This window comes from Arthrobacter sp. P4_F11 (assembly GCF_056401395.1).
The window spans coordinates 1-26,812 of the sequence record NZ_JBFUJK010000014.1; the positions used below are offsets into that span (position 1 = coordinate 1).

Sequence of the window (26,812 nt, forward strand, 5' to 3'; positions counted from 1 at the left end):
ACGACGACGGCGGCGCGGCCCACCACGGTGGGCGGCGCCGCCGCCGGACAAACAGGCCAGTCAAACACTGCCGACGAACCCCTATCGGAACGAGCCGGCTATTTCTTCAGTGACTGGGCGATCTGGGCCATGACCGTGTTGTCTGCCAGGGTGGTCGCGTCGCCAACTTCGCGGCCTTCGGCGACGTCCTTGAGCAGGCGGCGCATGATTTTGCCGGACCGGGTTTTGGGCAGTTCCGGGACCACGAGGATGATCTTGGGCTTGGCGATCGGGCCGATTTCCCTGGCCACGTGGTTGCGGAGTTCCTGGACGGTCGCGTCGCCGGAGTCCGTGGCGTCGGCGCGGAGGATTACGAAGGCGACGACGGCCTGGCCGGTGGTCTCGTCCGCGGCTCCGACGACGGCGGCTTCCGCGACCGCGGGGTGGGAGACGAGGGCGGACTCGATTTCGGCGGTGGAGAGGCGGTGGCCGGAAATATTCATCACGTCATCGACCCGGCCCAGCAGCCAGAAGTCGCCGTCCTCGTCCTTCTTGGCGCCGTCGCCGGCGAAGTACATGGTTTCGAAGCGGGACCAGTACGTTTCCTTGAACCGCTCCGGGTCGCCCCAGATCCCGCGCAGCATCGCAGGCCACGGTTCRCGGATCACCAGGAAGCCGCCGTGGCCGTTGGGTACGGATTCGCCGAGTTCGTCCACGACGTCCRCGGCGATGCCCGGCAGCGCGACCTGGGCCGAGCCGGGCTTGGTGGCCGTGACGCCGGGCAGCGGGGCGATCATCTGCGCCCCGGTCTCGGTCTGCCACCAGGTGTCCACGATCGGCGCGGGGTTCTGCTTGCGTTCGCCGTTCTTGCCGGCGTTGGCGCCGATGACCTCGCGGTACCACATCCAGGCTTCGGGGTTGATGGGTTCGCCGACGGAACCGAGGACCCGGATCGAGGAGAGGTCGGACTTGGCCGGGATGTCCTTGCCCCACTTCATGAAGGTGCGGATCGCGGTGGGGGCGGTGTAGAGGATGGAGACCTTGTACTTCTCCACGATTTCCCACCAGCGGCCCTGGTGCGGGGAATCCGGGGTGCCCTCATACATGACCTGGGTGGCGCCGTTGATCAGCGGGGCATAGGCGACATAGGAATGCCCGGTGATCCAGCCGACGTCGGCGGTGCACCAGTAGACGTCGGTCTCCGGGTGGAGGTCAAAGACCGCCTTGTGCGTGTAGGCGCCCTGGGTGAGGTAGCCGCCGGTGGTGTGCAGGATGCCCTTGGGCTTGCCCGTCGTGCCGGAGGTGTAAAGGATGAAGAGCGGGTGTTCGGAGTCGTGCCCGACGGCGGTATGCTCGGCGGACGCGGCGCCGACGGTGTCCGCCCACCAGTGGTCCCGGCCCTCGTGCCAGTCCACGGCCTGGCCGTTGCGCTTGACCACCACGACGTTCTGCACGGTGTGTCCGGTGCCGTCACCCTCGTGGGACAACGCGTCGTCGACGGCGGGCTTGAGCGCGCTGGGCTTGCCGCGGCGGTACGTGCCGTCGGCCGTGACCACGAGCTTGGCCTCGGCGTCGTCGATCCGGGAGCGCAGGGCTTCGGCGGAGAAGCCGCCGAAGACCACGGAGTGGATCGCGCCGATCCGGGCGCAGGCCAGCAGGGTGATGACGGCCTCGGGAATCATGGGCAGGTACACGGCCACCCGGTCGCCCTTGGCCACGCCGAGGGACTCGAACGCGTTCGCGGCCTTCTTCACCTCCTCGGTCAGTTGCGCGTAGGTATAGGTGCGGGTGTCGCCGGGCTCGCCCTCGAAGTAGATGGCCACCCGGTCCCCGTTGCCGGCCTCGACGTGCCGGTCCAGGGCGTTGTAGGCCGCGTTGACCTCGCCGCCGACGAACCACTTAGCGAACGGCGGGTCGGACCAGTCCAGCGCCTGGGTGAAGTCCCTGGACCAGCTCAGCAGCTCCCGGGCCTGCTTCGCCCAGAAGGCGGGACGGTCGGCGTCGGCCTCGGCGTAATCGGCGGCGGTGACCACTGCGTTCGCGGCGAACTCGGCGGACGGCGCGAAACGGCGGTTCTCCTGCGACAGGTTTTCGAAGGCATCGCCCTGGGGCATCTGCGTGGCCATGGAGCCGGGTGTCTGCTGGGACATGGTGAACCTCATCATTCATCGATCCGGGCTGCGCGGCCGTGCCCGTCACCGTCGCGCCGGGCCGCTTGCGCGACGTCGGGCGGCGGCAGACGGCGGCAGTGCCGCTAGCGCTGTCTGGCATCAACACTAATACTTGGGTCCGACCAAACGTGCGCCCCGTCACAAACAGCTCCGTGAGCGGTGTTCGTTAAGCGCCGAGTGGTCTGTCCCGGGCGCCGGACGGCGGGCCGGGGCAAGCGTCCGGGATTCGGAAATCTGGGGAATTCTGCTGCGTCCGCCCTCGGCTTGTCAGCTAGTGATCGGCCATTCACTTGGCTAGGCTGAGATGAAGTTGTGACATCCGATGGAGGCGACCGGACCGCTTGCGGTCCTGTCCTTGCCTGCCGTTAGACGGCGCTGTCCAGGGTGCCGCCATGCTAAGGAGATACGGAATGAACGAGCAAGACAACGGGCAGCTCCGGGCGCCCGCCCAGAACCAGGGTGGAACGGCGCAGCCGGGGCCCGCCGGGTTCGGGGACGCGCCACGCTTCACGGTGGACAAAAAGACCGGGAAGAAGAACGAAGCCGTCCTCGGCCCGTTCACCATCCGTGACCTCACCGTTTTCGGCTCCACGCTGCTTCTTTTCATCGCCTCACTGATTCCGATGTTTGCCTTCGCCTATAACCTCTGGAACCTGGGCAGCCTCTTCTTCCTGGGCCTGGGCATCGTTCTGCCGCTCATTGTCACCGCGTTGTTTGTGGCCCGCCGCCTCAGCCCGTCGACCAAGATCCGGATCGGATCCCTGTCGATCGACCAGTTCGCGTCCGTTGTAGCGTCCTTCACGCTGGCCTTCTTTTTCCTCGCCGCCGCCGGGGCGTTCGTGCCGAGCATGTTGATCGCGCTCCTGGGCGCTTTGGGGCTCTTCGCCGCCACGGTGCTGGGCCGCTGGATCCCGTTCTTTGCCGGCGACTTCCTGGGCCGGGAGGACGCGTCTGCCCACGTGGTTGCCCGCGAAGCTGTTGTCCCGGTGCGAAAGCCCCGGGCACCGAAGGCGCCGAAGCAACCGAAGCAACCGAAGGAATCCAAATTGACCAAGGACGCTGCGGGTGCGGGTGCAGCCGGGGCGGGCGGCTCTCTGGCGGCCGCATCCGGCCCGGTTGCGTCCGGCCCGGTCAATTCCGGGGAGGCTGCTTCCGGCGCGGCCGCGGGGTGGGCCAAGCGTCCGGCCACCGGCAGCCAGGCGGCCACGCCGGCGGCAACCACACCTGCCGGGACCCCTGGCGGGGCATCTTCGGCGGGTGCGGCGTCCGCGGCAGCCCCCAGCGCTGCGGCCGGTGCACCGGAGACCCAGATCTCGGGCGTTGTGCCGGCCGCCGGCGCGGCTGCGCCGGCATCTACGGATTCATCGACGGCCCCGACGCAGGCCCCGGCTCCGGAGTCTGCTCCGCCCGCCGCGGACAAGACCCGGACCGCCGGCGTCCCTGCCGCCGGTGCCGGTGCCGGTGCCGCCGCTGGTGCCGCTGCCGCTGGTGCCGCTGCACAGTCCGCTCCCGCCGCGGAACAGACCCAGGCCGCCGGCGTGCCGGCCGCCACCGGCGGCAGTGCCCCCACTACAGTCAACCCCCAGGTCCGGCCGCAGGAACAGGCCCGGCCGCAGGAACCCATCGGCGCGACCGTTGATCCCGCCAGCCGGCCCGCGGAGGACGATGTCCACCCCGTGCACGAGGCCTTCTGGTTCGCCGTCGCGCAGCCCCGCACCGCCGTCGATGTGCGCACCGGTGCCCCGGCGTTCGTCATTGAACCCGGCGGCTGGGTCCTTGCCCTGGAGGACCGCGGCAACGAGTTCCTGGTCCAGCACACCGACGGCCGGCTCGGCGTTTTGCGGGACCTCAGCAACATCGAACGCGGTTAGTCCGCCGCCGTGACCACGGAATCCGGCAGCGCGGTACCCGGCACCCCGATCCCGGGGAGCGCCAAGCCGGGTGCGCCGCGGGCGTCGGGGGAGTCAATGCTGGCGCTCAAGCGCCGCGCGCGCCGGATCAACCGGGAACTCGCGGAGCAGTACCCCTACGCCCACGCGGAGCTGGACTTCCGCACGCCGTTCGAACTCGTGATAGCCACCGTGCTGTCCGCGCAGACCACGGACGTGCTGGTCAACCAGATCACGCCCCTGCTGTTCGCGCGCTACCCGGATGCGCGGCGGATGGCGGAGGCGGATCCGGCCGAGCTGGAGGCCATTATCAAGCCCACCGGCTTCTTTCGCGCCAAGGCCAGAAATCTCCTGGCGCTGTGCACCCGGCTGGTGGACGAGTACGACGGCGAGGTGCCGGGCCGGCTCGCGGACCTGGTGACGCTGCCCGGCGTCGGGCGGAAAACCGCGAACGTCGTGCTGGGCAATGCCTTCGGCATTCCGGGCATCACGGTGGACACCCACTTCGGCCGGCTGGCCCGGCGCTTAGGCTGGACCGAGTCGGATGATCCGGTCCGGATCGAGTCGGACGTCGCTGAGCTGTTCGAGCCGAAGGACTGGACCATGCTCTCGCACCGCGTCGTCTTTCACGGCCGCCGCGTCTGCCATTCCCGCAAGCCGGCGTGCGGCGCCTGCGCGGTGGCCAATTGGTGCCCCAGCTACGGCATGGGGGAAACCGACCCGGAGAAGGCAAAAAAACTGCTGAAGTACGAACTCGCCCCGGGCCAGGAACAACTGTTGGCCCGGCTGCTGGCCGAGACGCACCGCGCCGCGGAAATCCGGATGGAATCGCAGAGGAAACAGCCGTGACCGCGCGCCAGGACCTCGTCGACCTCGTTGCCGCGGTGGAGGCGGGCACGGCGCCGGCCCCGGATCCGCGGTGGCGGGAACTCGCCGTCGAACCCGGGGAGCGGGTCCGTAGGGCAGCGGTGCTGATGCTCTTTGGTGCGCTGGACAACGTCCCCGCGGTGTCGGAGAAGTTGCTGGCTCCGGCCGATTTGGACGTGCTGCTCCTGCAGCGGGCCCAAACGCTGGAGGACCATCCCGGGCAGGTGGCGTTTCCCGGCGGCGGCATCGATCCGGGTGAGTCCGTGGTGGACGCGGCCCTCCGCGAGGCGGAGGAGGAGACTGGCCTGAACCCTGCGGGGGTGGACGTACTCGGCGTAATGCCTGAACTGGCCCTGCCCCGGGGCAATTTCCTGGTGACACCGGTCCTGGCCTGGTGGGCTGCCCAGTCGCCGGTCCGGGTGGTCGACTACGGTGAATCCGCGCAGGTGTTCCGGGTCCCGGTCAGGGACCTGCTGGACCCGGACAACAGGGTGATGGCCACGGTCAGCCGGGCCGGCCAGACATTCCAGAGCCCAGCCTTCACCGTCAACGGCGTCGTGGTGTGGGGTTTTACCGGGATGATCCTGAACCAGCTTTTTGAACAGCTGGGCTGGGCCGTGCCCTGGGACCGCGCGCGGCTCTACGGGATTGATGTGTGAAGCCGGCACGGCGCCGACCTGCCGGCCGGTCCGCTCGCTGGCAGCCACCGGGCTGCCTGCCCGGCAGCAACGGGGTTGCGGCCACCTAGCCGGCAGCCACCGGGCTGCCCGCCAAGGGAGCCATCGCCCGTCCTCCCGACCTGCTGGTGGCGACCCGCCGGTGAGCACCGGAACGATCCACAACCAGGCCGGTCGCGGCATTCTCGCGCACGGCGTTGATGCCCGCCGCCGCGCTCTTGATGGAGCTGAAGAGCGGGGACACGGCCACTACTGTGCCATCCGCTGCCGTCAGCCTGAAGAAATATGCCTTGTCGCCAGCCTGCGCGATCTCAAAAATGCCAGCCAAACCGCTGCCTCCCCAATTTCCTTGCGTCGTTGCAATAGCCGGCGGATCGTACGGGAATTTCGCCGGCCTTTCCGAGGGTAGCCCGGTGACGGAGCGCACACAACGCTACCGACGGGTACGTTACAGGCGGTGACTTCGGTCGTTCATTTGGCGTTGTCGTACGAGTCCACGACGGCCACGCTGACCGGAAATTCGACCGGAATCCGGCCGAACAAAAGCTCCTTGGCGGCAGTAGCGGAGTCCTCGATCGCCTTGATGCAATCTGGGACTGCGATTTCGGGGCAGTGCACCATCACCTCGTCGTGGAGGAAGAACACCAGTTCGCCGGCGGCTGCGCCTTCCGCCCGTATGGCGCGAAGCCTCCGTCGCAGTTCCGCGAGCCAGCATGCCGCCCAGTCAGCGGCCGAGCCCTGGACCACAAAGTTCCGGGTGAAGCGGCCGCGCGAGCGTGCGATCGAGTCCGCCCGGCGCTGTTCTTCCGCGGTGGTGGAGTGCTGGCTCTGCAGCCAGCGCTCCGACGGCGGCGGGCTGCTCCGGCCTAGGCGCGAAGTCACGGTCCTGCCGGCTTCGCCGTCGCGGGCAGCCTGTTCGACGAAGCCCACGGCGCGGGGGTAGGTGCGGGCCAGCTGGGGCATCAGCCGGCCGGACTCGCCCGTGGTCGCCCCGTAGATGGCCCCAAGGAGGGCCACCTTCGCCTTCGCCCGGTCGCCGCCGAAGCCTTGGGCGGCAATGCCGGCATAAAGGTCCTTGTCCCGGGCGGCCTCGGCCATTTTGGAATCCTGGGCCAGCGCCACGAGCACACGCGGTTCCAGCTGCGAGGCGTCGGCAACGATCAGTTTGTGGCCGGGATCGGCGTGGACCGCGCCGCGGACCTGGCGCGGGATTTGCAGCGCCCCGCCGCCCCGCGACGCCCACCGGCCCGAGACCACGCCGCCCACCACGTACTCAGGCTGGAACCTGCCGTCCTTCACCCAGGTATCAAGCCACGCCCAGCCGTTTGCCGCGTGGAGACGGGCCAGTTTCTTGTAGGCCAGCAGCGGCACGATCACGGGGTGGCTGGATTCTTTCAGCTCCCATTGGCGGGTGGTTTTCACTTCGATGCCGTTGCGGTGCAGGGCGCGCATGAGCTCCTGCGGGGAGTCCGGATTCAGCGCCGGCGACTTCAGCAGCAGCCTCAGTTCGGCCGTGAGCGATTCGAGTTTGGCCGGCCGCTGGCCGGGAGCCGGGCGACGTCCGAGGTGCTCCGCGAGAATCTGCTCGTGCAGTTCCTCCCGCCACGGGACGCCGGTGTGCTGCATTTCGGCGGCGATCATGGCTCCGGCGGATTCGGCCGCGAGCAGCAGCTGGAGCCGTTGGCGCCGGCCGGGGTCAGTGACGACGACCGTGCCGGAGGCGGTTCCGGGCGCAGGTCCCGCCTGGCGAAGGGCCTCCTGCTGCGCGGCGTACTCGGCCCGGAGAGCCTCAAGGGATTGGCCGGGTCGGTGGCCGGAGGCCGGGGCATCAAACAGGGCCCCCTGTTCCGGCGGCGGGGCAGGAGGCTGCAGTCCCCGCGATGGCTGGTGCAGCTCGTCGTCCTGGGTCAGCTTCTCCGCCGCCTGCGCGTAGCCGGTGTGGGCGGTGAACTCCGAGTGGGCCAGGATCGAACCGCACAAGGTGAGGTCGTAGCAGCGCTCGAGTTCCACCCCGGCGCGCAGCAACGCGGGATACCAGTCCTGCGTACGGTGCCAGATCCAGCGCGGGTGCCGTTCCTCAAGCTCGCGCACTAATCCGGCGAGGTCGCCGGGCCTGACCACGCGGGGTTCCGGATTGGAGGGTTCGGGGGCGCCATCGGCCGTGAGGTGCTGCAGTGCCGCGCCGTCGGCGTGGGCAGCGAGCAGCAGATACATAGGATCAATTCTGCCCTGCTCCGGGACGTGGTCCGTGCTCGGTCCCCGGCCGCGGTGCAGGAAAGACGCCGGACTTGTTCACATAGCCCACGACGGCGGTTCCGTTGCGGTCCCGGCCCGGGCACAGTGGCAGCATGAACAGGCACCAGCACCATGGTCCAGGCTCACCGCCACCGCGGGCGCATGAGCCCTGGACCCCCGGGGATTCCGCGGAAATCCTGCTGGTAACCGGCGCCGATGTGCTGCGCAGCGAGGTGGAACGCATCGTCGCAGCAGCCGGGGGCCAGCTGCGGACGGTGCAGGACGTTGCCGAGGCCGCGCCGTTCTGGGACGCCGCGGCCGCCGTGTTGGTGGGCAGCGACATCCGCGGGTTGCCGTCCCGGCGGAGGACCCCTGCCGTGATGCTCGGCCTCGAAGGTGACGGAGAAGGGTTATGGCATCTGGCCGCCGCCATCGGGGCCGAACGCGTCGCGGTGTTGCCGGACGCGGCCGCCTGGCTGGCGGAATACCTGAGCCGGTCCCGCGCCCCGGAAGCCGGCGGACTGGTGCTGGGTCTCACCGGCGGCTGCGGCGGTGCCGGGGCCACGACCGCCGCCATCTGGATCGCGCAGGCCGCCGCCGGGGCCGGGATCCGGGTTCTGCTGATCGACGGCGACCCCCGGGGCGGGGGCCTGGAACTGGCGCTGGCCGCCGAGGAAACCCACGGGCTCCGCTGGCCGGATCTGGCCGGGGTGAGCGGCAGTATCGACCCCGCCCAGCTGGAGGAGTCGCTGCCGGTCGCCGGTGGATTCTCCTTCCTGTCGTGGCCGGGAACCCGTGACAAAGCCGCCGGGGTGGACGCCACCACCGTGGCCGCGGTTCTTGACGCCGCGCGCCGCGGCTGCGAATTGGTGGTGCTGGATATCGGCCGGGAACGGGATGCTTTGCGGGCCTTCGCCGGCGAATGCGACCGGATCATCGTCGTGGCGCCCGCCCGGCTCCGGGCCGCCGTCGCCACGGCCTGGCTGCTGCAGGAGCTTCCACCCGTGGACACCGCGCTCGTGGTCCGGGCCAGTCGCGGCGCCGCCTTGGATGCGCCGCTGATCGCCGGCTCCGTGGGGCTTGTCCTTCAGGGCATCATGCCGGACATCAAGGATCTGGCCGGGGCAACGGAACTCGGCCGCCTTCTCGAAACCGGCCGGCACCGCGCCGTCCGCCGGTTCGCGGCCGGACTCCTTGAGCTGAACGGCGGAGACGACTCATGAGTGCCCACGCGGCTGAAGAACCGGCCGGACCGGAACGTCCGGCCCGGCGGGCACCGGGCCGCCGCCGCTCGCAGGGACTTCTCGACCAGACGCTGCTGGAGTCCGTGCGCGAGTCCGTCATGGCCGATGCCTCCCCGGTGACCCCCTCAAGGGTCGCGGCTGCGGTCCAGGCGAGCGGGCGGCTGCTCGGCACGGCAGGCGCCCTGGCCGCAGTGGAGAGCATCAGCGCGGAATTGAACGGCCTGGGCCCCCTGCAACCGCTCACCCGTGATCCCGCCGTGACAGACATCTTTGTCAACGGGCCGGACTCGGTCTGGTTGGACCGCGGCCGCGGTCTGGAAAAGGCTCCGGTCGTCTTTTCCGGGGAACCGCAGATCCGGGCCCTCGCCGCGAGGCTGGTGGCGGCCGGTGGCCGCCGCCTGGATGACGGTTCGCCGTGCGTCGATGTCCGGCTCGACGGCGGCTACCGGGTGCACGCGGTGCTGCCGCCCATTTCCACGGCCGGGACGCTCCTGAGCGTGCGGATCCGCCGGGCCGCGGTCTTCTCCATGCCCGAGCTGAAGCGCGCCGGCATGTTCGGGGCCGGGACGCCCGGGAGCCTGGTCCAGTCCGTGCTCGAACGCATGGTGGCGGCCAGGCTGAGCTTCCTCATCAGCGGGGCCACCGGTTCGGGGAAGACCACGTTACTGGCGACGCTGCTGGGATTGTGCCACCCCGGGGAGAGACTCGTCCTGATTGAGGACGCCGCAGAACTGAATCCTGTCCACCCGCACGTCGTCTCGCTGGAATCCCGGCACGGAAACCTGGAAGGAGGTGGCGCCGTCGACTTGGGCGAACTGGTCCGCCAGGCCCTCAGGATGCGGCCGGACCGGCTGGTGGTGGGCGAATGCCGCGGCGCCGAGGTCCGCGAGCTGCTCTCGGCGATGAACACCGGACACACCGGAGGCGGCGGGACCATCCACGCCAATGATGCGGCGGCTGTGCCTGCCCGACTGGCGGCCCTCGGCGCGCTCGCCGGCATGGGCCAGGAGGCTGTACGGCTGCAGGTCGCCAGCGCGATCGACGTCGTCGTGCACGTCGAGCGGACCGAATCGGGCCGCCAGGTGGCGAGCGTTGGAATCATGGAGGTCCAAGACTCGGGCCTGGTAGTCGCCGCCGCACTGGAGATCCAACAGGGCCAGCTCCGCTTCGGCGGAGCCTGGCCGCTGCTGGCGCGCCGTCTCGGCCTGGATCCCGGGTTGGCCGGGGCGGACCCCTCCGGACTGCAGGCGGCCCCGCTGGAAGGACGGCCGCCGGGTTCCGGCCGCGAATCCCTCCAGCCCTGGACGCGGCGATGACGGTCTTCCTCCTCGTCGTTTTGGTCCTGGCCGTGTGGCTGGCCTTTCCCACCCCGCGCGCGGCCGGCCATCGTACCCGCAGGGCCTTGCACGCCGCGGGCACGCGAGCTCCCGCGGCCTACGGGTCGCCGGGATCCCGCCCAGGACGAGCCGTCGGGGGCATGACCCGTTGGCACGGCGGTGGATCCGCCGATGCCGGGGCCGTCCCCATGACAGTCCTGGTCCAGCAGTTGGCCGCGCTGTTGAAGGGAGGGCGCATCCCCGCCCGGCTGTGGGATGAACTGTGGGCCCTGTACGGTGGTGACGCCGCGCGGGACGGGCCGGCGGCCCAGGCGGCAGTTCACAGCGCCGGCCAGCCCCGCAGCGCAAACGGAGCCGGAACGGTCCTCGGCCCGGAGTCCCGCAGGATCCTCGCAGCCGCGCGTGCCGCCGCCCGGCGCGGGTCCTCGGTGGCCGCGGCCATCCGGCGCGAGGTCTCCGCGGTTTCCGCCGGTGCGGGCGCCGTCATCACGGTCACCAGGGGTGCCGTCGGCATCCGGGCCCGCCGCGACGTGCGCGTGTGGGGCGAGCTCGCCGCATGTTTTGACACTGCTGAAGCCAGCGGTTGCCCCCTGGCCGATGTCCTCGCGCGCTTTGCCGCCCACCTTGAAACGGAGGACGACGCCGAGGCGGCGCGGCAGACGGCCTTGGCGGGGCCCCGCGCAACCGTTCGTCTGCTGACCTGGCTGCCCCTGTCGGGCCTGGGTCTCGGCCTGTTGCTCGGCGTGGACCCGGTAGCGACACTGCTGGGAAATCCTTGGGGCCTGTCGGCGTTGGGCGCGGGCGTGGCGCTGACCGCCGTCGGCCGGTTGTGGTCCACAAGGCTCGTCCGCGCCGCGGCGGAAGCACCAACGTGACGCCGCGGTCGTCGCCGTGAGGCCCGAACTTGCCGGATTCGTGATGGCAGCGAGCCTTGCCGGGGCAGCCGCAGTCGCCCTCGCCCGTCCGGCCCGTGTCCGCCGGCGGCTCCGGCGCCAGCTTCGGGCGCCTGCTGGCGGGGCCGCCCGGCGCCCGACGGTCCAGGACGCCGGCCGGCACGGACGTCACGGCCTCCCGGGCCTGCGGGACACCGCCATGATGCTGGAACTGATCGGCGCCATGCTGGATGCGGGAGCCGGACTTGGCCGGTCCCTCGACCTCGTGGCCGCCCTCATGCCACCGGAACTCGGGCGGCAGCTTCGGCCGGTTGTGTCAGCCCTCGCAATCGGTGCGGACTGGGCCACGGCATGGCGCAGCTCCGGCGCCCGGGCGCCCCAACTTCAGGCCCTGCACGACGCTCTTTCCTTCGCCGCGCTTACCGGCGCCCCCTCCTCAGCGCTCCTCTATGCGCAGGCGGCCCGGCTTCGCCGCGAACGCAACAGGGCCGCCGAGCAGCGCGCGGCCGCGCTGGGGGTGAAGCTCGTGGTGCCGCTGGGCCTGTGCTCCCTGCCGGCTTTCGTCTGCCTCGGCGTCGTGCCCGTGCTTCTGGGGCTGCTTCCGACGTGATGCCGGCAGCCCGCGGATCACCGGTTCGTTGGCCGCCCGGAAAGGGCCAGAGACTTCTCCTCCACAGGCCGCCACGACGGCATCTTCGGGCACGTTTTCCACTTAGCTGCCATCGGGGCTTATGGCGCGACGTGCAAGCCGGGAGAGTCGAATCAGCCGGCGATCACGCCGGTGTCCCGTGGAAGGAAAGCAGATGTCAACAAATCAGGACACTCCCGCTGCACGTCGCATTGAAGCAGGGGAGGGCGGCGTTGCGGAGGTCTATGAGATCTACCCCGGCGCCAGCTCGGTTGTTCCCGTTCAACCGCGGGGACGTACAGGGCCGCCGGCCTCGCAGGCGGGAATGGCTACCGCTGAATATGCCATCGCAACCCTGGCCGCCGTGGGCTTCGCCGGGGTCCTCGTGTTCATCATGCGCAGCGATGAGGTCCGCGGGTTCCTCCTGAACCTCATCCGGACGGCGCTCACGTTGCCATGAACGGACTCTGGCGCGCCCGGGGGAGCGGCGGCCGGGTGGACCCGCCGCCGACGGCGGAGTGCCGCGGAGCCGTCACGGCTGAGTTCGCCGTCGCACTGCCCTCGGTCGTCCTCCTGCTCTCCGTGCTGCTCGCGGGTTCGGCGGCCGGTGTGATGCAGCTCCGCGTTGAGGAAGCGGCCCGCGGCGGTGCCCGGGCGGTGGCGAGGGGAGCCGCGGCCGGCGAAGTCGGTGAGATTGTCCGCCGTCTCGCCGGCGACACGGCGGACTCCGAGGTGACGCATGACGGCGAGTGGCACCGGGTCACCGTTTCCTGCCGTGTCCCCGGGGCCGTTGGCTCCCTGGTTCCCTGGGCCCTCAGCGCCAGCGCGTGGGCGCGTGCGGAGGCCCCCGGCGCGGCACAACGGCCCGGCCTGGACGAGCCCGGACTGAAAGGCGTCTCCCGTTCCCTATGGCGGGGCGGCACATGATGTCGCCTGCACCTGCACCTGCACCTGCACCTGTCCGTGCCCGGGCCCGCGGGCCGCGACCCCGGAGCCCCGATCCCGCCCACGCCCAGCACCGGTGTACGTCTTTTGAGCTGGGATCGGGGACCGTCCTGGCCCTTGGACTCGGGCTGGTGGTCATCATGGCGTTGGCCCTGCTGCTGCTTTTGGCCGAATCGGCCGTTGCGGCATCGAGGGCTGCGGCGGCCGCCGATCTGGCAGCGCTGGCTGCGGCGGATGCCGCGCGGGGCATCACGTCCGGCAAGCCCTGCGCTGTGGCTCGAGAGGTCGCGCTGAAGAACAACGCCACACTGGCTGCCTGTGCCGAAGGACCGGACGACACCGTTCAGGTGCGCACCGAGTTCAGCGCCGGACCGTTCCTCGGGGCGGCCACGGGACTGGCCAGGGCCGGACCGCCCCCTGCGGCCGGGAACGGGCCAGCACCGTGAAAGATGCACCAACTCCGGCGGTCGCCAGAAGCCGCGCATCCGTCTGCGGCCTGGCGTGCAGCCCTGGCGCCGCCCGGCTCGCACGAACGTGCAGCCCTGCCGCCCCGCCCACGAACCTGACGGCCGCCGCCCACGAACCGGCCGCTGAGACGTGGTCAGGCGCGGAGCGGCTGGGCGGGCTGATCGTCCGGGGTCCCGGCCGCGGCGGCCGTTGTGCCGGGATTGCCGGCATGCATGAGTTCGGTGGCGTCTTGGAGCAGCACATCGATCAGTGTGACGGCAGCGTCCTTGTCGAGCGGGTTGTTCTTGTTGCCGCACTTGGGTGACTGGACGCAGGAGGGGCAGCCGGACTCGCATTCGCAGGCCTTGATGGCGTCGCGCGTGGCGGTCAGCCACAACCTCGCCTTGTCGTAGCCGCGTTCGGCGAAGCCGGCCCCGCCGGGATGGCCGTCGTAGACAAAGATGGTGGGCACTCCGGTGTCGGCGTGGATGGCCGTGGACACTCCGCCGATGTCCCAGCGGTCGCTGGAGGCCACCAGCGGAAGGAGACCGATGGCCGCGTGCTCGGCAGCGTGCAGCGCTCCGGGGAACTGTGCCTCGATCAGCCCCGCGCCGGTCAGCGAGCGGTTGTCCACGACAAACCAGACCGCCTTGGTAAACAGGTCCCTGGCGCCCAATTCCAAGGGTTCTTCGCCGAGGATCTCGTTCGAAATTAACGCCTTGCGCTGGAAGGAGACCACCTGGGTTGTCACTTTCACATCGCCGAAATGCACGGCCACATCGCCCCATTGGGTGGTGCGTTGCGTTTCGAGGACCTCGATCTGGGTCACGTCCCGGGCGGTCGTGTAGTAGTCCGGGTTCGCCCGCCGCACCACCACACAGTGGTCGTCCTCATTCAGGTCTTCGACCACGTAGCTGTCGCCCTGGTGGACATAGATGGCTCCTGTATGGGCCTGGTAATGGGTCTGCGGCGAATCCATGGTGCCGAGCAAGGAGCCCGTCTCCGCGTCCACTATGCTCACCGGACCTCCGCCGTCGGCCCGGAGGTTCACCATGGCTGCGGCATTTTGCGGATGGGTCCAAAACCATCCTGCCGGCCGTTTGCGCAGGTATCCCTGCAGGACCAGGCGGTCCAGCAGCTTCTCCGCGGTGGCACCGAAGAGCTCCAGTTCGGCGAACCCGAGGGGCAGTTCCGCGGCGGCGGCGCACAGGTGCGGGCCCAGAACGTATGGATTGGAGGGATCGAAGACCGTGGCCTCCACCGACACGTCGAAAATCGCCTCGGGGTGGTTCACCAAGTAAGTGTCCAGCGGGTCGTCGCTGGCCACGAAGGCCGCGATCGCGTCCTGGCCAGCGCGGCCCGCGCGGCCGATCTGCTGGAACAACGACGCGCGGGTGCCCGGCCAGCCTGCGACCAGGACTGCATCGAGACCGGAAATGTCAATGCCCAGCTCCAGCGCGGACGTGCTCGAGACGCCCAACAGTTCACCGGAGCGCAGCGCCTTTTCCAGGGCCCGCCGCTCCTCCGGCAGGTAGCCCGAGCGGTACGCGGCCACACGCTGCGGCAGGCTGGGATCCACCTCGTCGAGGAGGCGTTTGGCGATGGAGGAAATCGACTCTGCCCCGCGCCTGGACTTGATGAACGCAATGGTCCTGGTCCGGGAGGACACCAGGTTGGCCAGCAGATCGGCGGTCTCGGCGACTGCCGTCCGGCGCTCCTTGGCGCCGTTTTCGCCCCGGAGTTCGGTCAGTGCCGGCTCCCAAAACGCCACCGTGGTGGACCCGTGGGGCGAGCTGTCTTCGGAAACGGCCTGCACGGGTGCGCCGATCAGCCGGCCGAAGGACTGGCCGGGTTCAGACGCCGTGGCGGACGCCGCGATGAACACCGGTCCGGGATGCGAGCCGCCCGGGCTGTAGTAGGCACAGATCCGACGCAGCCGGCGCATGAGGTTTGCCACATGCGAGCCGAAGACGCCGCGGTAGCTGTGGGCTTCGTCCACGATCACGTAGCGGAGGCGCCGGAAGAACCTGGCCCACCAGGCATGGTTCGGGAGAATGCCGAAGTGCAGCATGTCCGGGTTGGCGAGGATGAAGTTCGCGTGGTCCCGGATCCAGCGCCGGGACGCGGGATCGGTGTCGCCGTCGTAGGTTTCGGCCCGGACTGTGGGGAGCTTGAGTGCCCGGATCGCTGCCAACTGGTCGGCGGCGAGCGCCTTGGTCGGGGACAGGTAGAGGGTCACAGCCCCGTCGTCGTGGATTTTCCCGGGATCGGACAGGACCCTGAGCTCGGAACGGTGGATCGCGTCCAGGGCCGGCAGCTGATACGCCAGGGACTTGCCGGACGCGGTGCCGGTGGCGATGACCACGTTCTCTCCGCCGTGGGCCAGTTCGGCGGCCCGGACCTGGTGAAGGTAGGGCTCGTGGATGCCGAGGGAACCGTAGGCTGCCACGAGATCGGGGTGGGACCACTGCGGCCACGGCGCATTGACGGCCTGGCGGGCGGGGATCGTCCGCACATGACGCAGCTGTTCCGGGTCCGGACCTCGGCCCAGCAACGGAATCAAGGACTCATGCGGGTTCACTCACATATTCTTTCATCCGCCCTCAAATCGCCCCCGCCCCGCCCCCAGCCCGGCCCCCAACCCGGCGCGCAGCCAGGCGCGCAGTCCGGCAGGCGCGGCGGCTTCAGCGCGGCTGGCTACCGCCCGGCACACATTTTGCCCCGGGCGCACGCCCCCGGAATGCAGACGCTCGCGGTGCCTCAGCCCACGGACAGGTCGGCCCCTTCGTCGGACGTCGACAACATCAGGACGTGGCACACCTCGCGCCAGCCGAGGTGCGAATAGAGTTTTTGGCCGTCCAGCGAGGCGAGCAACAGCCCGGAGTCGACGTCGTGTTCAAACGCCTGGGCTGCCAGGGCCTTCATGATGAAGCTGCCCAGCCCCCGCCGCTGGTAGGCCTCTGACGTCACGATGTTGTCGAAGATGGCGGTATGCCCCACCACAAACACGCGTCCGCTCGCGGCGACGTCCTCGCCGGCGCTGACCACCGCGTGGTGGACGCCGTCGGTCCGCGACGTCTCGAGCTTGAGGTCGTCGTCCGAAAGCCAGGGGTCCTCCGAATCCTGGGTCTCCATGTCCACGATCATCATGGTTTGGGAGGCCGAGGTGACATGCAGCCCGTTCCGCTGCCCCAGCATGGTGTATCGGGCCGCATCGTTGGTGAGGATGGTGAGGACCCGGGCCGGCGCTTCGGCCGTCTTTGCCGCCAGCGCCTCGAACTCCGCGTCGGACGGATCGTAGGCGAAGTACTCCCATTCGTGGGTGGTGTCACCGCGAAAGGCCGCGGGGAACCTGCCCTCCCTGCGCGTCTCATATCCGCGGCAGCCGGCCCATCCGGCAACCCAGATTTCCAGCAGGTGAGTGGTGTCTTCAACCATGGCGTCAAGACTCATGTGATGAGCGTATTCCAGCAGTGCCACAAGCAACAGGGGCCGGGTCGGGGGAAGCCGCTTGCTTATCCAATTGTGACTGTCGCCCGGCCGTCCGCCCCAGCAAGTACCCTTAAAAGCGTGGCTTTGAACAGGATTGTGCTCTTTTACGGTTTCACCCCCCTGCCTGACCCGGACGCCGTCCGGCTCTGGCAGCGCGCCCTGTGCGAAAAACTCGGACTAACCGGCCGCATCATCCTTTCCAAGGACGGCATCAACGCCACGGTCGGCGGAGAACTGAACGCCGTGAAGCAGTACGTCAAAACCACGCGCGAGTACAAGGGCTTCCAGGGCATCGACGTGAAGTGGTCCGATGGCGGCGCGGCGGACTTCCCGCGGCTCAGCGTTAAGGTGCGGGACGAAATCGTTTCCTTCGGCGCCCCGGGCGAACTCAAAGTCGACGCCGGCGGAGTGGTGGGCGGCGGAACCCACCTCAAACCCGAGGAACTCCACGAACTCATTGAAGCCAAGAAGCAACAGGGCGACGAAGTCGTGTTCTTCGACGGCCGGAACGGGTTCGAGGCCCAGATCGGCAAGTTCAAGGACGCCGTCGTTCCCGATGTCGCCACCACCCACGACTTCATCAAGGAACTCGACTCCGGCAAATACGACGCCCTCAAGGACAAGCCGGTTGTCACCTACTGCACCGGCGGCATCCGCTGCGAGGTGCTGTCGAGCCTCATGGTGAACCGCGGGTTCAAGGAGGTCTACCAGCTCGACGGCGGCATTGTCCGCTACGGCGAGGCCTTCAAGGACCAGGGCCTGTGGGAGGGCTCCCTGTATGTGTTCGACAAGCGCATGCACGTTGAGTTCAGCGGGGATGCCAAGACGATCGGCGAGTGCGTCCGCTGCTCGGCACCTACGAGCAAGTTCGAAAACTGCTCGAATCCGTCCTGCCGGACCCTGACGCTCTATTGCGCCGGGTGCGCCGCGAGCCCTGACACCCTGCGGTGCCCCGAGGGCTGTGCCGCCTGAGGCACGAACCGGGACATTTGGCCGGCGGGGAACCCTCAGATGCGGCTCACCCGGTACGCAAAGTTTGCCGGTGCGTTCGCATCCACATTGATGGAGAGCGACGCCTCTGCGGCCAGTTGCACCACGTTCACCCTGGACGTCCCGCACCGGAGACTCAGGTCCACGAGTTCGTTTTCACCGTTCTCGATGGAAAAGGACACGCGGCGGGTGCTCCGGCAGGCGAGGGTCAGGGCGTAAGTACCCTTGGGCAGCTGGGCTGTGGTCTCTTTGCGCTCCTCGTCGGCCTCCAGCGTCCCAAAACCCGTCTGGAAGACCTGTCCCTCGGCGTCGGGCAGTACGGTGTGGACCCAGTTATCCAGTTCCTCGCCCGTCACCGGCTCGTTGAGATGGGGGTCCTGGGGCAGGGCGGCGTCAGTGGTCGGCGGGGCGGCAGCCGAGGTCGATTCATCGTCCCAGTGGTCGGCGCTGTATTCATAGGCGCAACCGGACAGGACCGTGCCGAGAAATACCGCAACTGAAAGCACCACGGCGGCCGCCGGGGTGCGCCGTCGCGGCACCTTGCTCGCCGGCACAGTTGGCATACTTTGAGATTAGGGCGGCCCGGAATCAAACGCCAGAGGCCAAAGGTCCGGGTCGGACAGGCCTTTAAGGGGCGCCGGGCAGGTCGCCGCGGACCGGGCTGCGGCGGGTGCTACTCGGACGACGCCAGGTGGTACGCGTAGAGAAGCGGGGCATCCACACTGGACGTGCTGAGCGTGACCTTGCCCGCGGCGGGCACCTTGATGCGGGCGGTTTCGCGGCTGCCGTTGCAGGCGGCTCCGGCTTCGGCGAGCTGGCTGCCGTCCAGGCTGACGGCGAAGAACGCCTTCCCGCCGCCGTCGCAGGTCATGGTCAAGGTGTAGGTGCCGGCAGGCACGCCGGACGCGGTCCGGACGATCGGATCCCGGTTCAGGATTTTGCCGGCATCCTCCAGCACTGTTCCCGGGGCGGAGGGCAGCGCGGTGGCCTGCCACGCCGGGACATCGGCGCCCTCAATCGAACCGGCCGGGGAACATGCCGCTGCAGCCAGTACGACGACGGCGGCGGCCACGCCGCTGAGCGTCCGCCGGGCCAGACGGGCAGCCGGGACGTGGGAGGAAGGGAAAACCATGCCTCAAACTTACCGTCTCGCAGGCTCCCCGCCGGCCGCGCCGACGTCCCGGACACCCTCTCCCTGCGGGCCCTTGACTTTGACGACGCGTCAAAGTTTAGAGTCGAAGCGACGGCCGGAAGCGATGGCCGGCAGCGGCCGGTCGGCACGGTCACAGCGGAGGTCCAGGGAACGCGGGCCCCCAAGGAGCAGAAGGAGAAGGGTGGCGGCATGGACTGGTCCGTTCAGCAGATCGCGAAGTTGGCCGGCACCACCGGCCGGACTTTGCGTCACTACGACGACATTGGCCTGCTCAGGCCGAGCCGCACCGGCAACAACGGCTACCGGTACTACGGCCAGGAATCCCTGGTCCGTCTGCAGCGGATCCTGCTCCTGCGCGACCTGGGGCTCGGGCTGCCGGCGATCGCGGACGTGCTCGGCAACGAGGCGGACGCGGAGCATGCACTTGGCCGGCACCTGGCGTGGCTGCTGCAGGAACAGGACAGGCTGGGGCGGCAGATTGCCGCGGTCCGTCACACCATTGAGGCATTGCAAACGGGCGGAAAGATCATGGCGGAGGAAATGTTCGACGGTTTCGACCACACCAAGTACCAGGAGGAAGTCCAGCAGCGGTGGGGCAAGGACGCCTATGCAAAGTCCGACGCCTGGTGGCGCAGCATGGGGGCCGGGGAGAAGGCTGCCTGGACGGAACAGTCCCGGCAGCTCGGTGCCGACTGGACGGCTGCTGCGGCGTCGGGAGTCCCGGCGGACAGCGCGCAGGCGCAGGACCCGGCCCGGCGCCACGTCGAATGGCTCAGGGGAATCCCCGGCACACCGGCGTCACCCGCAGCGGGCGGCAGTTCGGCGGCACGTGGCGGCATCAAGGGGTACGTGACGGGGCTCGGCGAGATGTACGTGGCCGATCCCAGGTTCGCCGCCAACTACGGCGGTGCCGACGGCGCCGCCTTCGTCCGGGACGCGCTGAAGATCTATGCCGGGAACGAGCTCTAGCCGGACCCGCACGCCCCAGCCCCAGCCCCGGCGCTGACGGGGGCCAACCCAGGCCCACGCCCGTGCCCGGCCACCGGACTAAACTTGTCCGGTGACTTCCTCAGCGCAAGGCCCCGCCGCACCCTCTCGTTCAACGCAGGCTCCCGCAGCCCCGTTCACGGCCGGCAACACCCCGGACGCTCCGCGCAGCGACCTCCTCGGCCTGCTCGAGGCCCTGGCCTCGGACCTGCGTGCGATTGGCTACACCGTGGACGGGGTTGCGGAGCTGCTCGGCGAGGCCGCGCACTCGGCCCTGGGCCGGGACCAGCTCATCCCGGCCCTGATCGTCACCGGGCGTTCCCTCGGGGAGCCGGCAACGGCGGCGCTCGCCGGCGTCGTGCGTCTCTGGCTTCTGTCTGAACCGCAGCCCGCGGCGACGCTCGACGCCGCCCTCCCCGGCATCCGTACCAAGGGGCTAATGGAACTTGGGCTCGTGGAGCCTGCGGGCGGGGACCTGGTCCAGGCCAGGGTGGACCTCAGGCCGTACGGCTGGGACCCGACCGTGGGGGAAGACGGGACCAGCGCCGGCGGAGCAGACCTCTGGGTGGCCAGCGACCTCGCAGCCCACCAGCGCGCCGGCGTTCTTCGTCACGACCACGTCCTGGGGATTGGGCAGGCCTCCACCACCCTGGTCCAGGTCACCGCCCGCCGCCATGTTGCCAGGGCCCTCGACCTCGGCACCGGCTGCGGCATCCAGACCTTCCACCTGCTGCACCACGCCGAGCACGTGACCGCCACGGACATCTCCGAACGCGCCTTGGCGTTTACCCGGTTCAACCTGCTGCTCAACGCCGCCGAACTGCACCTGGACCCGGCCGACCTGGACGCCCGCGTCAGCCTGAGACTCGGATCCCTGCTGGACCCCGTCGCGGGGCAGGAGTTCGAACTGGTGGTCTCCAACCCGCCCTTCGTCATCACCCCCCGCAGCCTGGGCGAGACCGCCACGGACCAGTTCACGTACCGCGACGGCGGCCTGCCGGGGGACGAGATTGTATCCTCGCTGGTCCATGCGCTGCCCTCGGTCCTTGCCCCGGGCGGAACGGCCCAGCTTCTCGGCAACTGGGAGATCACGGCCGGCGCCGGCTGGGCCGACCGGCCCCAGGGATGGGCCGGCCCGGCCACCGACGTCTGGTTCATCCAGCGCGAGCAGGTGGGCCCCGAACAGTACGCCGAGACCTGGCTGCAGGACGCCTCGGAAAGCCGCGACCGCCGGCTCTACGAGGACTCGTACGCGGCCTACCTGGACGACTTCGCCTCGCGCAATGTGACCGGAATCGGCTTCGGAATGATCTGGCTGCGGAGGCCTGCCGACGGCGCCGGGCGGGTACTGTCTCGCTTCGAGGAGATCACCTACCCGATCGAACAGCCGGTAGGGCCACACCTGGGCGCCGCCGTCGAGCGTGCCGACTGGCTGGCCGGCCATGATCTGGCCGCCGCCCACCTGCTGGTCGCGGAGGACGTCACCGAAGAACGGCACCAGCGCCCCGGTGCGGAACACCCCGGCGTCATCCTGCTGCGGCAGGGTGCCGGGCTGCGCCGCACCAACCTGCTCAGTACCGAACTGGCGGGCCTGGTCTCAGCGTGCGACGGCGACCTGTCCGTCGGGCAGATCATCGGCGCCCTCGAGGCGCTGCTGGGCGGCTACGAGGGGTTTGACAGCGCGGAGTTCCGCGCCGGCCTGCTCGAGGAAGCCGGGAACCTCGTCCGCGACGGCTTCCTGCTGCCTGCCTGATAGCGGCGCGGCCGCGCCCGCCAACGGCGGTTCCGCCGCGGCCCCGGCCGGCAACGCCGCGTCCGCCGCTGCCCCGGCCGCCGACTTGGCCGCCGCAGGAGTGTTGGCGGCGGAGTCCTCCCGGCCGAACCGCGGCAGGACGTACGCCGTGAGGGCGAGGGCCACCAGGGCGCCGACGGCGCCGGTGAGCACGAAGCTGACGCGGACCGGCACCAGGGCGCCCAGGAGGCCGCCCAGGGCCAGCGCGCCAATGGAGACGGCACGCGTCATCCCGCCGACAATCGCCATCGCCTGGCCACGCCCGCTTTCCGGAATCCGCAGAATCGCGATGGCCCCGAAACAGGCGTTCAGCACCCCGCAGGCCACCCCCGTCCCCGTGTAGGCCGCAAAAAGCAGTTCCACGCTCGGGACCATCCCGGTGAGAACCAGGCACGCCGAGGCTCCGGTCATGGCGGCCAGCAGCACGCGCAGCCGGACCCGCGGCGTCCTGATCCTGCCGGCCATCCCGGCCCCGGCCGCCATGCCGAGGCCGAAGGCTGCGGACAGGAGGCCGTACTGGATTTCGGTGGCGCCAAGTTCGTCGCGGGCCAGGAACACCTCGAGCACGTTGGTGGCCTCGCCGACGACGATGAAGAACATCGCCCCCAGCACCAGGGCCCAGACCAGGCTGTCCCGGCGGATCAGGCGCAGCCCGTCCAGCAGCGCGGGCTTCGCCTGGCCGGCACGTTCGGCCGCCGTGCCGCGGCGGGTGCGGATCAGCAGCGCGCCCAGCCCCATGGCGACGTAGCAGCCGCTGGCCACGGTGAACACCAGCCCGGTCCCGCCCCAGCCGCTGAGCAGGCCGCCCGCGGCGGGACCTGCCATCCCCGCGATCATGAGGGTCGCCTGCATGGTCCCCATGGCCCGGGGCGTGCGGTCCTCTCCGACGATCCGCGGCAGAAGGGCCTGCCAGGTGGGGCTGGCCACGGACTGGGCCGCGTCGAGCAGGAACGTCATGGCAAACAGCACGGGCAGATAGTTCTCCAGGTACTGCATGCCAAGCCCCATGCCGGCGACGGCGGCGGCGCTGACCGCCGAACTCGCCGTCGCCAGCGTGCGCGAATCCATGGTGTCGGCGAGCCGGCCCGCCCACGGGGCCAGGAGGACCAGCGGCAGCGCTGAGCACAGCAGGTACGCGGCCACGAGCCAGGGCCCGGCGACAGGAGTTTCGCCGGCGGCGGCCGCGTTCTGCAGATGCAGCATCACGCTGACGACGACGGCGCCCATCCCCGCCGTCGCCACGAACCGGGCGGTGCCGGCAATCAGGAAGTCGCGGTTGCGCCACAGGGGCGGCACGCCGGTTGCGGGTGCCGGCAATTTATGAAGTGTATGTTTCATAAAAAGGAAACTAGTCCGGCGGCAAAACAAATGTCAAGCATTTCTTTCATAGTTTGGCGGGGCTGGATACACTGGAGGAGTGAACGCAGAAACCCCGCCGGCGGAGTCAATGGCTCCGCCGGCCACCAGGCGCCGGCACCGTCCGGAGAAGCAAGTGGAAATCACCGACCCGAAGGCGATCCGTGCCTTGGCCCACGCCGCCCGGCTGGAGGTCATTTCCGAACTGTATTCCACGCAGGTGAGCCGGACGGCCACCGAGCTTGCCGCGCAGACCGGGCTGACCCCCAGTGCCATGAGCTACCACCTGCGGGCACTGCAGAAGTGGGGCATCGTGATTCCCGCCGCCACCGCGGGGGATGCCCGGGAGCGGCGCTGGCAGGCGGCCGGCACAGATTTCACCATCCACTCGCTGGGGGGAGTGGCCAGCCCCGAACTCGCCGTCCTGGACCTCGAGCTCGACGCCTACCGCCGCCGGGTCCGTGCCTACGCCACGGCCCGCAACGCCCGGCGCGAGAGCGGCGACACCGCCGACGGGCCGTCCTCGGTGGTGCTGGCCAGCAATCTGCTGTACCTGACGCCGGACCAGCGCGCCGAACTGACGCGGCGGATCTTCGACCTGCTGCGGGACTACGAACTCGAGGATCCGGACCACCTGCCCGAAGGTGCCGAACGTATGGCAACGATGTGGTCGATGATTCCGGACGACCGCGGCCCGGCGGCCGCCAAACCCGCCGCCGCAAAGCCCGCCCCCGTCAAGCCCGCCGCCGGCAAGGACTGAGCCCGCCGCCGGGAAGGCCTGCACCGGTCGCGGGCACGGCGCTGAACCGCATCCGGGGCGCCCTCGGGGGCCGGCCGGCACGTGGCCTTATTGCGGCCGGAAGCCGCGTCCGCCGGGCCGTCATTTCCGGCCGGATGCGCGGGATTCTGCAAAATATGGTGAACTAGGCGGGTATGGGCGCATCTGCCCGAGCCACCTTTTTCTGTAGGAGCACCGTGCCAAGCAAGGCCAAAACCGGCAAGAAACTCGTGATTGTGGAGTCTCCCGCCAAGAGCAAGACCATCGCCAAGTACCTCGGCGAAGGCTTCATAGTGGAGGCCTCCATTGGTCACATCCGCGACCTCCCGCAGCCCTCGGAGCTCCCCGCGGAACTGAAGAAGACCCCGCTGGGCAAGTTCGCCGTCGACATCGACAACGACTTCAAGCCCTACTACGTGGTGTCCTCGGACAAGAAAAAGAAGGTCGCCGAGCTCAAGGCGCAGCTCAAAGACGCCGACGCTCTCTATCTCGCAACCGATGGGGACCGCGAGGGCGAGGCCATCGCGTGGCACCTGCTGGAAGTGCTCAAGCCCAAGGTTCCCGTTTACCGGATGACCTTCGGTGAAATCACCAAGGAAGCCATCCACCGGGCCATGGACAACCTGCGCGATGTCGACCAGGACCTGGTCGACGCCCAGGAGACCCGGCGCGTCCTGGACCGGCTCTACGGCTATGAGATCTCCCCGGTGCTGTGGCGCAAGGTGGCCCGCGGCCTCTCCGCCGGCCGCGTGCAGTCCGTCGTCACCCGCATGGTGGTGGACCGCGAACGCGAGCGGATGGCCTTCAAGGCCGCCTCCTACTGGGACCTCACCGGCCAGTTCGGCGCCGGTTCCGGTTCCTTCAAGGCCAAACTCGCCGCCGTCGACGGTGCCAAGGTCGCCAGCGGCCGGGACTTCAACGACAACGGCGAGCTCACCTCCCGCAACGCCGTCCACCTCAACGAGGAACTCGCCACCTCGCTCGCGGCGGGGCTGCAGGACGCCGACTTCCGCGTCCGCTCCGTCGACACCAAGCCGTACACCCGCCGCCCGGCAGCGCCGTTCACCACCTCCACCCTGCAGCAGGAGGCCGGCCGCAAACTGCGGTTCTCCTCGAAGAGCACGATGCAGGTGGCCCAGCGGCTCTACGAAAACGGTTACATCACCTATATGCGTACGGACTCGTCCGCGCTGAGCAACGAGGCCGTCACGGCCGCCCGGCGCCAGGCCTCCGAGCTGTATGGCCCCGAGTACGTGCCGCAGTCGCCGCGGGTCTACAGCGGCAAGGCAGCGAACGCGCAGGAAGCCCACGAGGCCATCCGTCCCGCCGGCGACTCCTTCCGCACCCCGGCCCAGGTGGCCCAGCAGCTCTCCGGTGACGAATTCCGCCTGTACGAGCTCATCTGGAAGCGCACGGTCGCCTCGCAGATGGCTGACGCCAAGGGCTCCACCGCCACGATCCGCCTCGGCGCCGTCACCGTTGGCGACCCGGCCGACCGCCGCGACGCCGAATTCTCGGCGTCGGGCACCGTCATCACCTTCCCCGGCTTCCTCGCCGCCTACGAAGAAGGCAAGGACGAAAGCCGCGGCGACGACGAGTCCGAGGAAGCACGCCGGCTGCCCAACGTGGCCAAGGACGACGCGCTCACTGCCAGCGACATTGTCGCCGTCGGCCACGAGACCTCGCCGCCGCCGCGCTACACCGAAGCCTCGCTGACTGCGGAGCTGGAAAAGAAGGGCATCGGCCGCCCGTCGACCTATGCCTCCACCATCTCCACGATCCAGGACCGCGGCTACGTCCGGAAGCAGGGCTCTGCGCTGGTCCCGAGCTGGATCGCGTTCTCCGTGATCCGGCTCCTCGAACAGCACTTCCACGACTACGTGGACTACGAGTTCACGGCCGACATGGAAGCGGACCTGGACAAGATCGCCAACGGCCAGGCGGCCGGACCCGCGTGGCTCAAGCACTTCTACTTCGGTGAGGACTCCGAGCCCGGCCTGCTGAGCATCGTGAACAACCTCGGCGAGATCGATGCCCGCGAGATCAACTCCATCCCCATCACGGACGCGATCACCCTCCGGGTCGGCAAGTTCGGCCCGTACCTGGAAAGCTCCACCGCGACGGTGGATCCCGAGACCGGCGAGGTGGTTGAGGCGGCCCGCGCCAACGTCCCCGAGGACCTGGCCCCGGACGAGCTCACGGCCGCCAAAGCCGTTGAACTCATGGAGACCGCTGCCCCGGAGGAGCGCGTCCTGGGCGCGGACCCGCACACCGGGCACACGATCGTGGCCAAGAACGGCCGCTACGGCGCCTACGTCACCGAGATCATCCCGGAGATGACCGAGGAACAGGTGGCCAACCAGCCCCTTGAGTATTACAAGAACGGCAAGCCCAAGCCGCCGAAGAAGCCCGTTAAGGCCAAGCCGCGCACCGGGTCCCTGTTCGCGTCCATGAGCGTCGACAGCATCACGCTGGACGAGGCGCTGCAGCTCATGAGCCTGCCCCGCGTGCTTGGCCAGGACGCCGACGGCAACCCGATCACGGTGCAGAACGGCCGGTTCGGCCCGTACCTGAAAAAGGGCACGGACTCCCGCTCCATCGGCTCCGAAGAGGAGATCTTCACGATCACCCTCGAGGCGGCGCTGGAGATCTACTCGCAGCCCAAGCAGCGCGGCGCCCGTGCCGCCGTGCCGCCGCTGGCCGAATTCGGACCGGACCCGGTCTCGGAGAAGAACATCGTGGTGAAGGAAGGCCGGTTCGGCCCGTACATCACCGACGGCATCACCAACATCACCGTGCCGCGCACCACCTCGATCGAGGAGCTGACCCGGGAACGCGCCGTCGAACTCCTCGCGGAGAAACGGGCCAAGGGCCCGGTCAAGCGCACGACGACGGCCCGGAAGGCGCCCGCGCGGAAGGCCCCGGCCAAGAAGTAGGCAGCACGCCGAAATC

22 protein-coding genes and 1 pseudogene are annotated in these 26,812 nt (G+C 69.4%); 15 read left to right on the forward strand and 8 right to left on the reverse strand.

Annotated features, from left to right (window positions below; translation table 11 throughout):
* Positions 1-98 precede the first annotated feature (98 nt).
* The gene (gene acs / locus AC1DRO_RS15115) at positions 99-2,129 is read right to left on the reverse strand and encodes an acetate--CoA ligase (protein ID WP_476951446.1); all 2,031 of its coding nucleotides are present in this window, start codon (positions 2,127-2,129) and stop codon (positions 99-101) included.
* Positions 2,130-2,560: 431 nt separating this feature from the next.
* Between acs and AC1DRO_RS15120 the strand changes: the two genes are divergently transcribed.
* The 3 genes from AC1DRO_RS15120 to AC1DRO_RS15130 all read left to right on the forward strand — a co-directional run bounded on the left by AC1DRO_RS15120 (position 2,561) and on the right by AC1DRO_RS15130 (position 5,565).
* Entirely contained in the window at positions 2,561-4,021 is a 1,461-nt protein-coding gene (locus tag AC1DRO_RS15120) for a hypothetical protein (RefSeq protein ID WP_476951447.1), read from the forward strand.
* A gap of 96 nt (positions 4,022-4,117) precedes the next feature.
* Positions 4,118-4,888, forward strand: a complete 771-nt coding sequence (gene nth, locus AC1DRO_RS15125) for an endonuclease III (RefSeq protein ID WP_476951593.1) — start codon at positions 4,118-4,120, stop codon at positions 4,886-4,888.
* Positions 4,885-5,565, forward strand: a complete 681-nt coding sequence (locus AC1DRO_RS15130; protein ID WP_079555481.1) for an NUDIX hydrolase — start codon at positions 4,885-4,887, stop codon at positions 5,563-5,565. Before nth ends, AC1DRO_RS15130 begins: the two co-directional genes overlap by 4 nt.
* An 85-nt stretch (positions 5,566-5,650) precedes the next feature.
* On the opposite strand, the gene AC1DRO_RS15135 is transcribed toward AC1DRO_RS15130, so the two are convergent.
* Together AC1DRO_RS15135 and AC1DRO_RS15140 are read right to left on the reverse strand one after the other, a co-directional pair.
* Entirely contained in the window at positions 5,651-5,911 is a 261-nt protein-coding gene (locus tag AC1DRO_RS15135) for a YegP family protein (RefSeq protein WP_052355126.1), read from the reverse strand.
* A gap of 143 nt (positions 5,912-6,054) precedes the next feature.
* A complete protein-coding gene (locus tag AC1DRO_RS15140; protein WP_476951448.1) occupies positions 6,055-7,797 on the reverse strand; it encodes a bifunctional 3'-5' exonuclease/DNA polymerase in 1,743 nt (580 codons plus the stop codon).
* A gap of 134 nt (positions 7,798-7,931) precedes the next feature.
* Between AC1DRO_RS15140 and ssd the strand changes: the two genes are divergently transcribed.
* The 7 genes from ssd to AC1DRO_RS15175 all read left to right on the forward strand — a co-directional run bounded on the left by ssd (position 7,932) and on the right by AC1DRO_RS15175 (position 13,311).
* A complete protein-coding gene (gene ssd, locus AC1DRO_RS15145) occupies positions 7,932-9,041 on the forward strand; it encodes a septum site-determining protein Ssd (RefSeq protein WP_476951449.1) in 1,110 nt (369 codons plus the stop codon).
* Positions 9,038-10,378: a TadA family conjugal transfer-associated ATPase gene (locus tag AC1DRO_RS15150; RefSeq protein ID WP_476951450.1), complete on the forward strand. Its 1,341-nt coding sequence runs from the start codon at positions 9,038-9,040 to the stop codon at positions 10,376-10,378. Before ssd ends, AC1DRO_RS15150 begins: the two co-directional genes overlap by 4 nt.
* Before the next feature lie 161 nt (positions 10,379-10,539).
* A complete protein-coding gene (locus AC1DRO_RS15155) occupies positions 10,540-11,274 on the forward strand; it encodes a hypothetical protein (protein ID WP_476951451.1) in 735 nt (244 codons plus the stop codon).
* A gap of 16 nt (positions 11,275-11,290) precedes the next feature.
* Positions 11,291-11,902: a type II secretion system F family protein gene (locus AC1DRO_RS15160; RefSeq protein ID WP_476951452.1), complete on the forward strand. Its 612-nt coding sequence runs from the start codon at positions 11,291-11,293 to the stop codon at positions 11,900-11,902.
* Between the two features lie 151 nt (positions 11,903-12,053).
* A complete protein-coding gene (locus AC1DRO_RS15165) occupies positions 12,054-12,380 on the forward strand; it encodes a DUF4244 domain-containing protein (protein ID WP_439954156.1) in 327 nt (108 codons plus the stop codon).
* On the forward strand, positions 12,377-12,847 hold the full coding sequence (locus AC1DRO_RS15170; protein ID WP_476951453.1) for a TadE family type IV pilus minor pilin: 471 nt from the start codon (positions 12,377-12,379) through the stop codon (positions 12,845-12,847). Before AC1DRO_RS15165 ends, AC1DRO_RS15170 begins: the two co-directional genes overlap by 4 nt.
* On the forward strand, positions 12,847-13,311 hold the full coding sequence (locus tag AC1DRO_RS15175) for an Rv3654c family TadE-like protein (protein ID WP_476951594.1): 465 nt from the start codon (positions 12,847-12,849) through the stop codon (positions 13,309-13,311). The genes AC1DRO_RS15170 and AC1DRO_RS15175 overlap by 1 nt, the downstream gene beginning before the upstream one ends.
* A gap of 155 nt (positions 13,312-13,466) precedes the next feature.
* Here the strand turns inward: AC1DRO_RS15175 and AC1DRO_RS15180 are convergent, their stop codons facing one another.
* Entirely contained in the window at positions 13,467-15,893 is a 2,427-nt protein-coding gene (locus AC1DRO_RS15180) for a DEAD/DEAH box helicase (protein WP_476951454.1), read from the reverse strand.
* 179 nt (positions 15,894-16,072) lie between these two features.
* The gene (locus AC1DRO_RS15185) at positions 16,073-16,765 is read right to left on the reverse strand and encodes a GNAT family N-acetyltransferase (protein WP_243182137.1); all 693 of its coding nucleotides are present in this window, start codon (positions 16,763-16,765) and stop codon (positions 16,073-16,075) included.
* Between the two features lie 117 nt (positions 16,766-16,882).
* Here AC1DRO_RS15185 and trhO point away from each other — a divergent pair, with 117 nt between their 5' ends.
* Complete coding sequence (gene trhO, locus AC1DRO_RS15190; RefSeq protein ID WP_028277710.1) at positions 16,883-17,776, forward strand: oxygen-dependent tRNA uridine(34) hydroxylase TrhO; 894 nt, start codon at positions 16,883-16,885, stop codon at positions 17,774-17,776.
* Between the two features lie 35 nt (positions 17,777-17,811).
* On the opposite strand, the gene AC1DRO_RS15195 is transcribed toward trhO, so the two are convergent.
* Both AC1DRO_RS15195 and AC1DRO_RS15200 read right to left on the reverse strand, forming a co-directional pair.
* Positions 17,812-18,357, reverse strand: a complete 546-nt coding sequence (locus tag AC1DRO_RS15195) for a DUF6023 family protein (protein WP_476951455.1) — start codon at positions 18,355-18,357, stop codon at positions 17,812-17,814.
* Between the two features lie 110 nt (positions 18,358-18,467).
* Positions 18,468-18,926: a hypothetical protein gene (locus tag AC1DRO_RS15200; protein ID WP_476943140.1), complete on the reverse strand. Its 459-nt coding sequence runs from the start codon at positions 18,924-18,926 to the stop codon at positions 18,468-18,470.
* A 210-nt stretch (positions 18,927-19,136) separates the two neighbouring features.
* Here AC1DRO_RS15200 and AC1DRO_RS15205 point away from each other — a divergent pair, with 210 nt between their 5' ends.
* On the forward strand, positions 19,137-19,916 hold the full coding sequence (locus AC1DRO_RS15205) for a MerR family transcriptional regulator (RefSeq protein WP_476951456.1): 780 nt from the start codon (positions 19,137-19,139) through the stop codon (positions 19,914-19,916).
* 91 nt (positions 19,917-20,007) lie between these two features.
* Positions 20,008-21,687, forward strand: coding sequence for a DUF7059 domain-containing protein (locus AC1DRO_RS15210; RefSeq protein WP_476951457.1), 1,680 nt, complete (start codon positions 20,008-20,010; stop codon positions 21,685-21,687).
* Positions 21,688-21,801: 114 nt separating this feature from the next.
* Here AC1DRO_RS15210 and AC1DRO_RS15215 read toward each other — a convergent pair.
* Positions 21,802-23,064, reverse strand: a pseudogene (locus AC1DRO_RS15215) (MFS transporter); the annotation flags it as partial.
* Positions 23,065-23,143: 79 nt separating this feature from the next.
* Between AC1DRO_RS15215 and AC1DRO_RS15220 the strand changes: the two are divergent.
* Both AC1DRO_RS15220 and topA read left to right on the forward strand, forming a co-directional pair.
* On the forward strand, positions 23,144-23,842 hold the full coding sequence (locus AC1DRO_RS15220; RefSeq protein WP_476951458.1) for an ArsR/SmtB family transcription factor: 699 nt from the start codon (positions 23,144-23,146) through the stop codon (positions 23,840-23,842).
* 215 nt (positions 23,843-24,057) lie between these two features.
* Positions 24,058-26,796: a type I DNA topoisomerase gene (topA, locus tag AC1DRO_RS15225; RefSeq protein WP_476951459.1), complete on the forward strand. Its 2,739-nt coding sequence runs from the start codon at positions 24,058-24,060 to the stop codon at positions 26,794-26,796.
* Positions 26,797-26,812 lie beyond the last annotated feature (16 nt).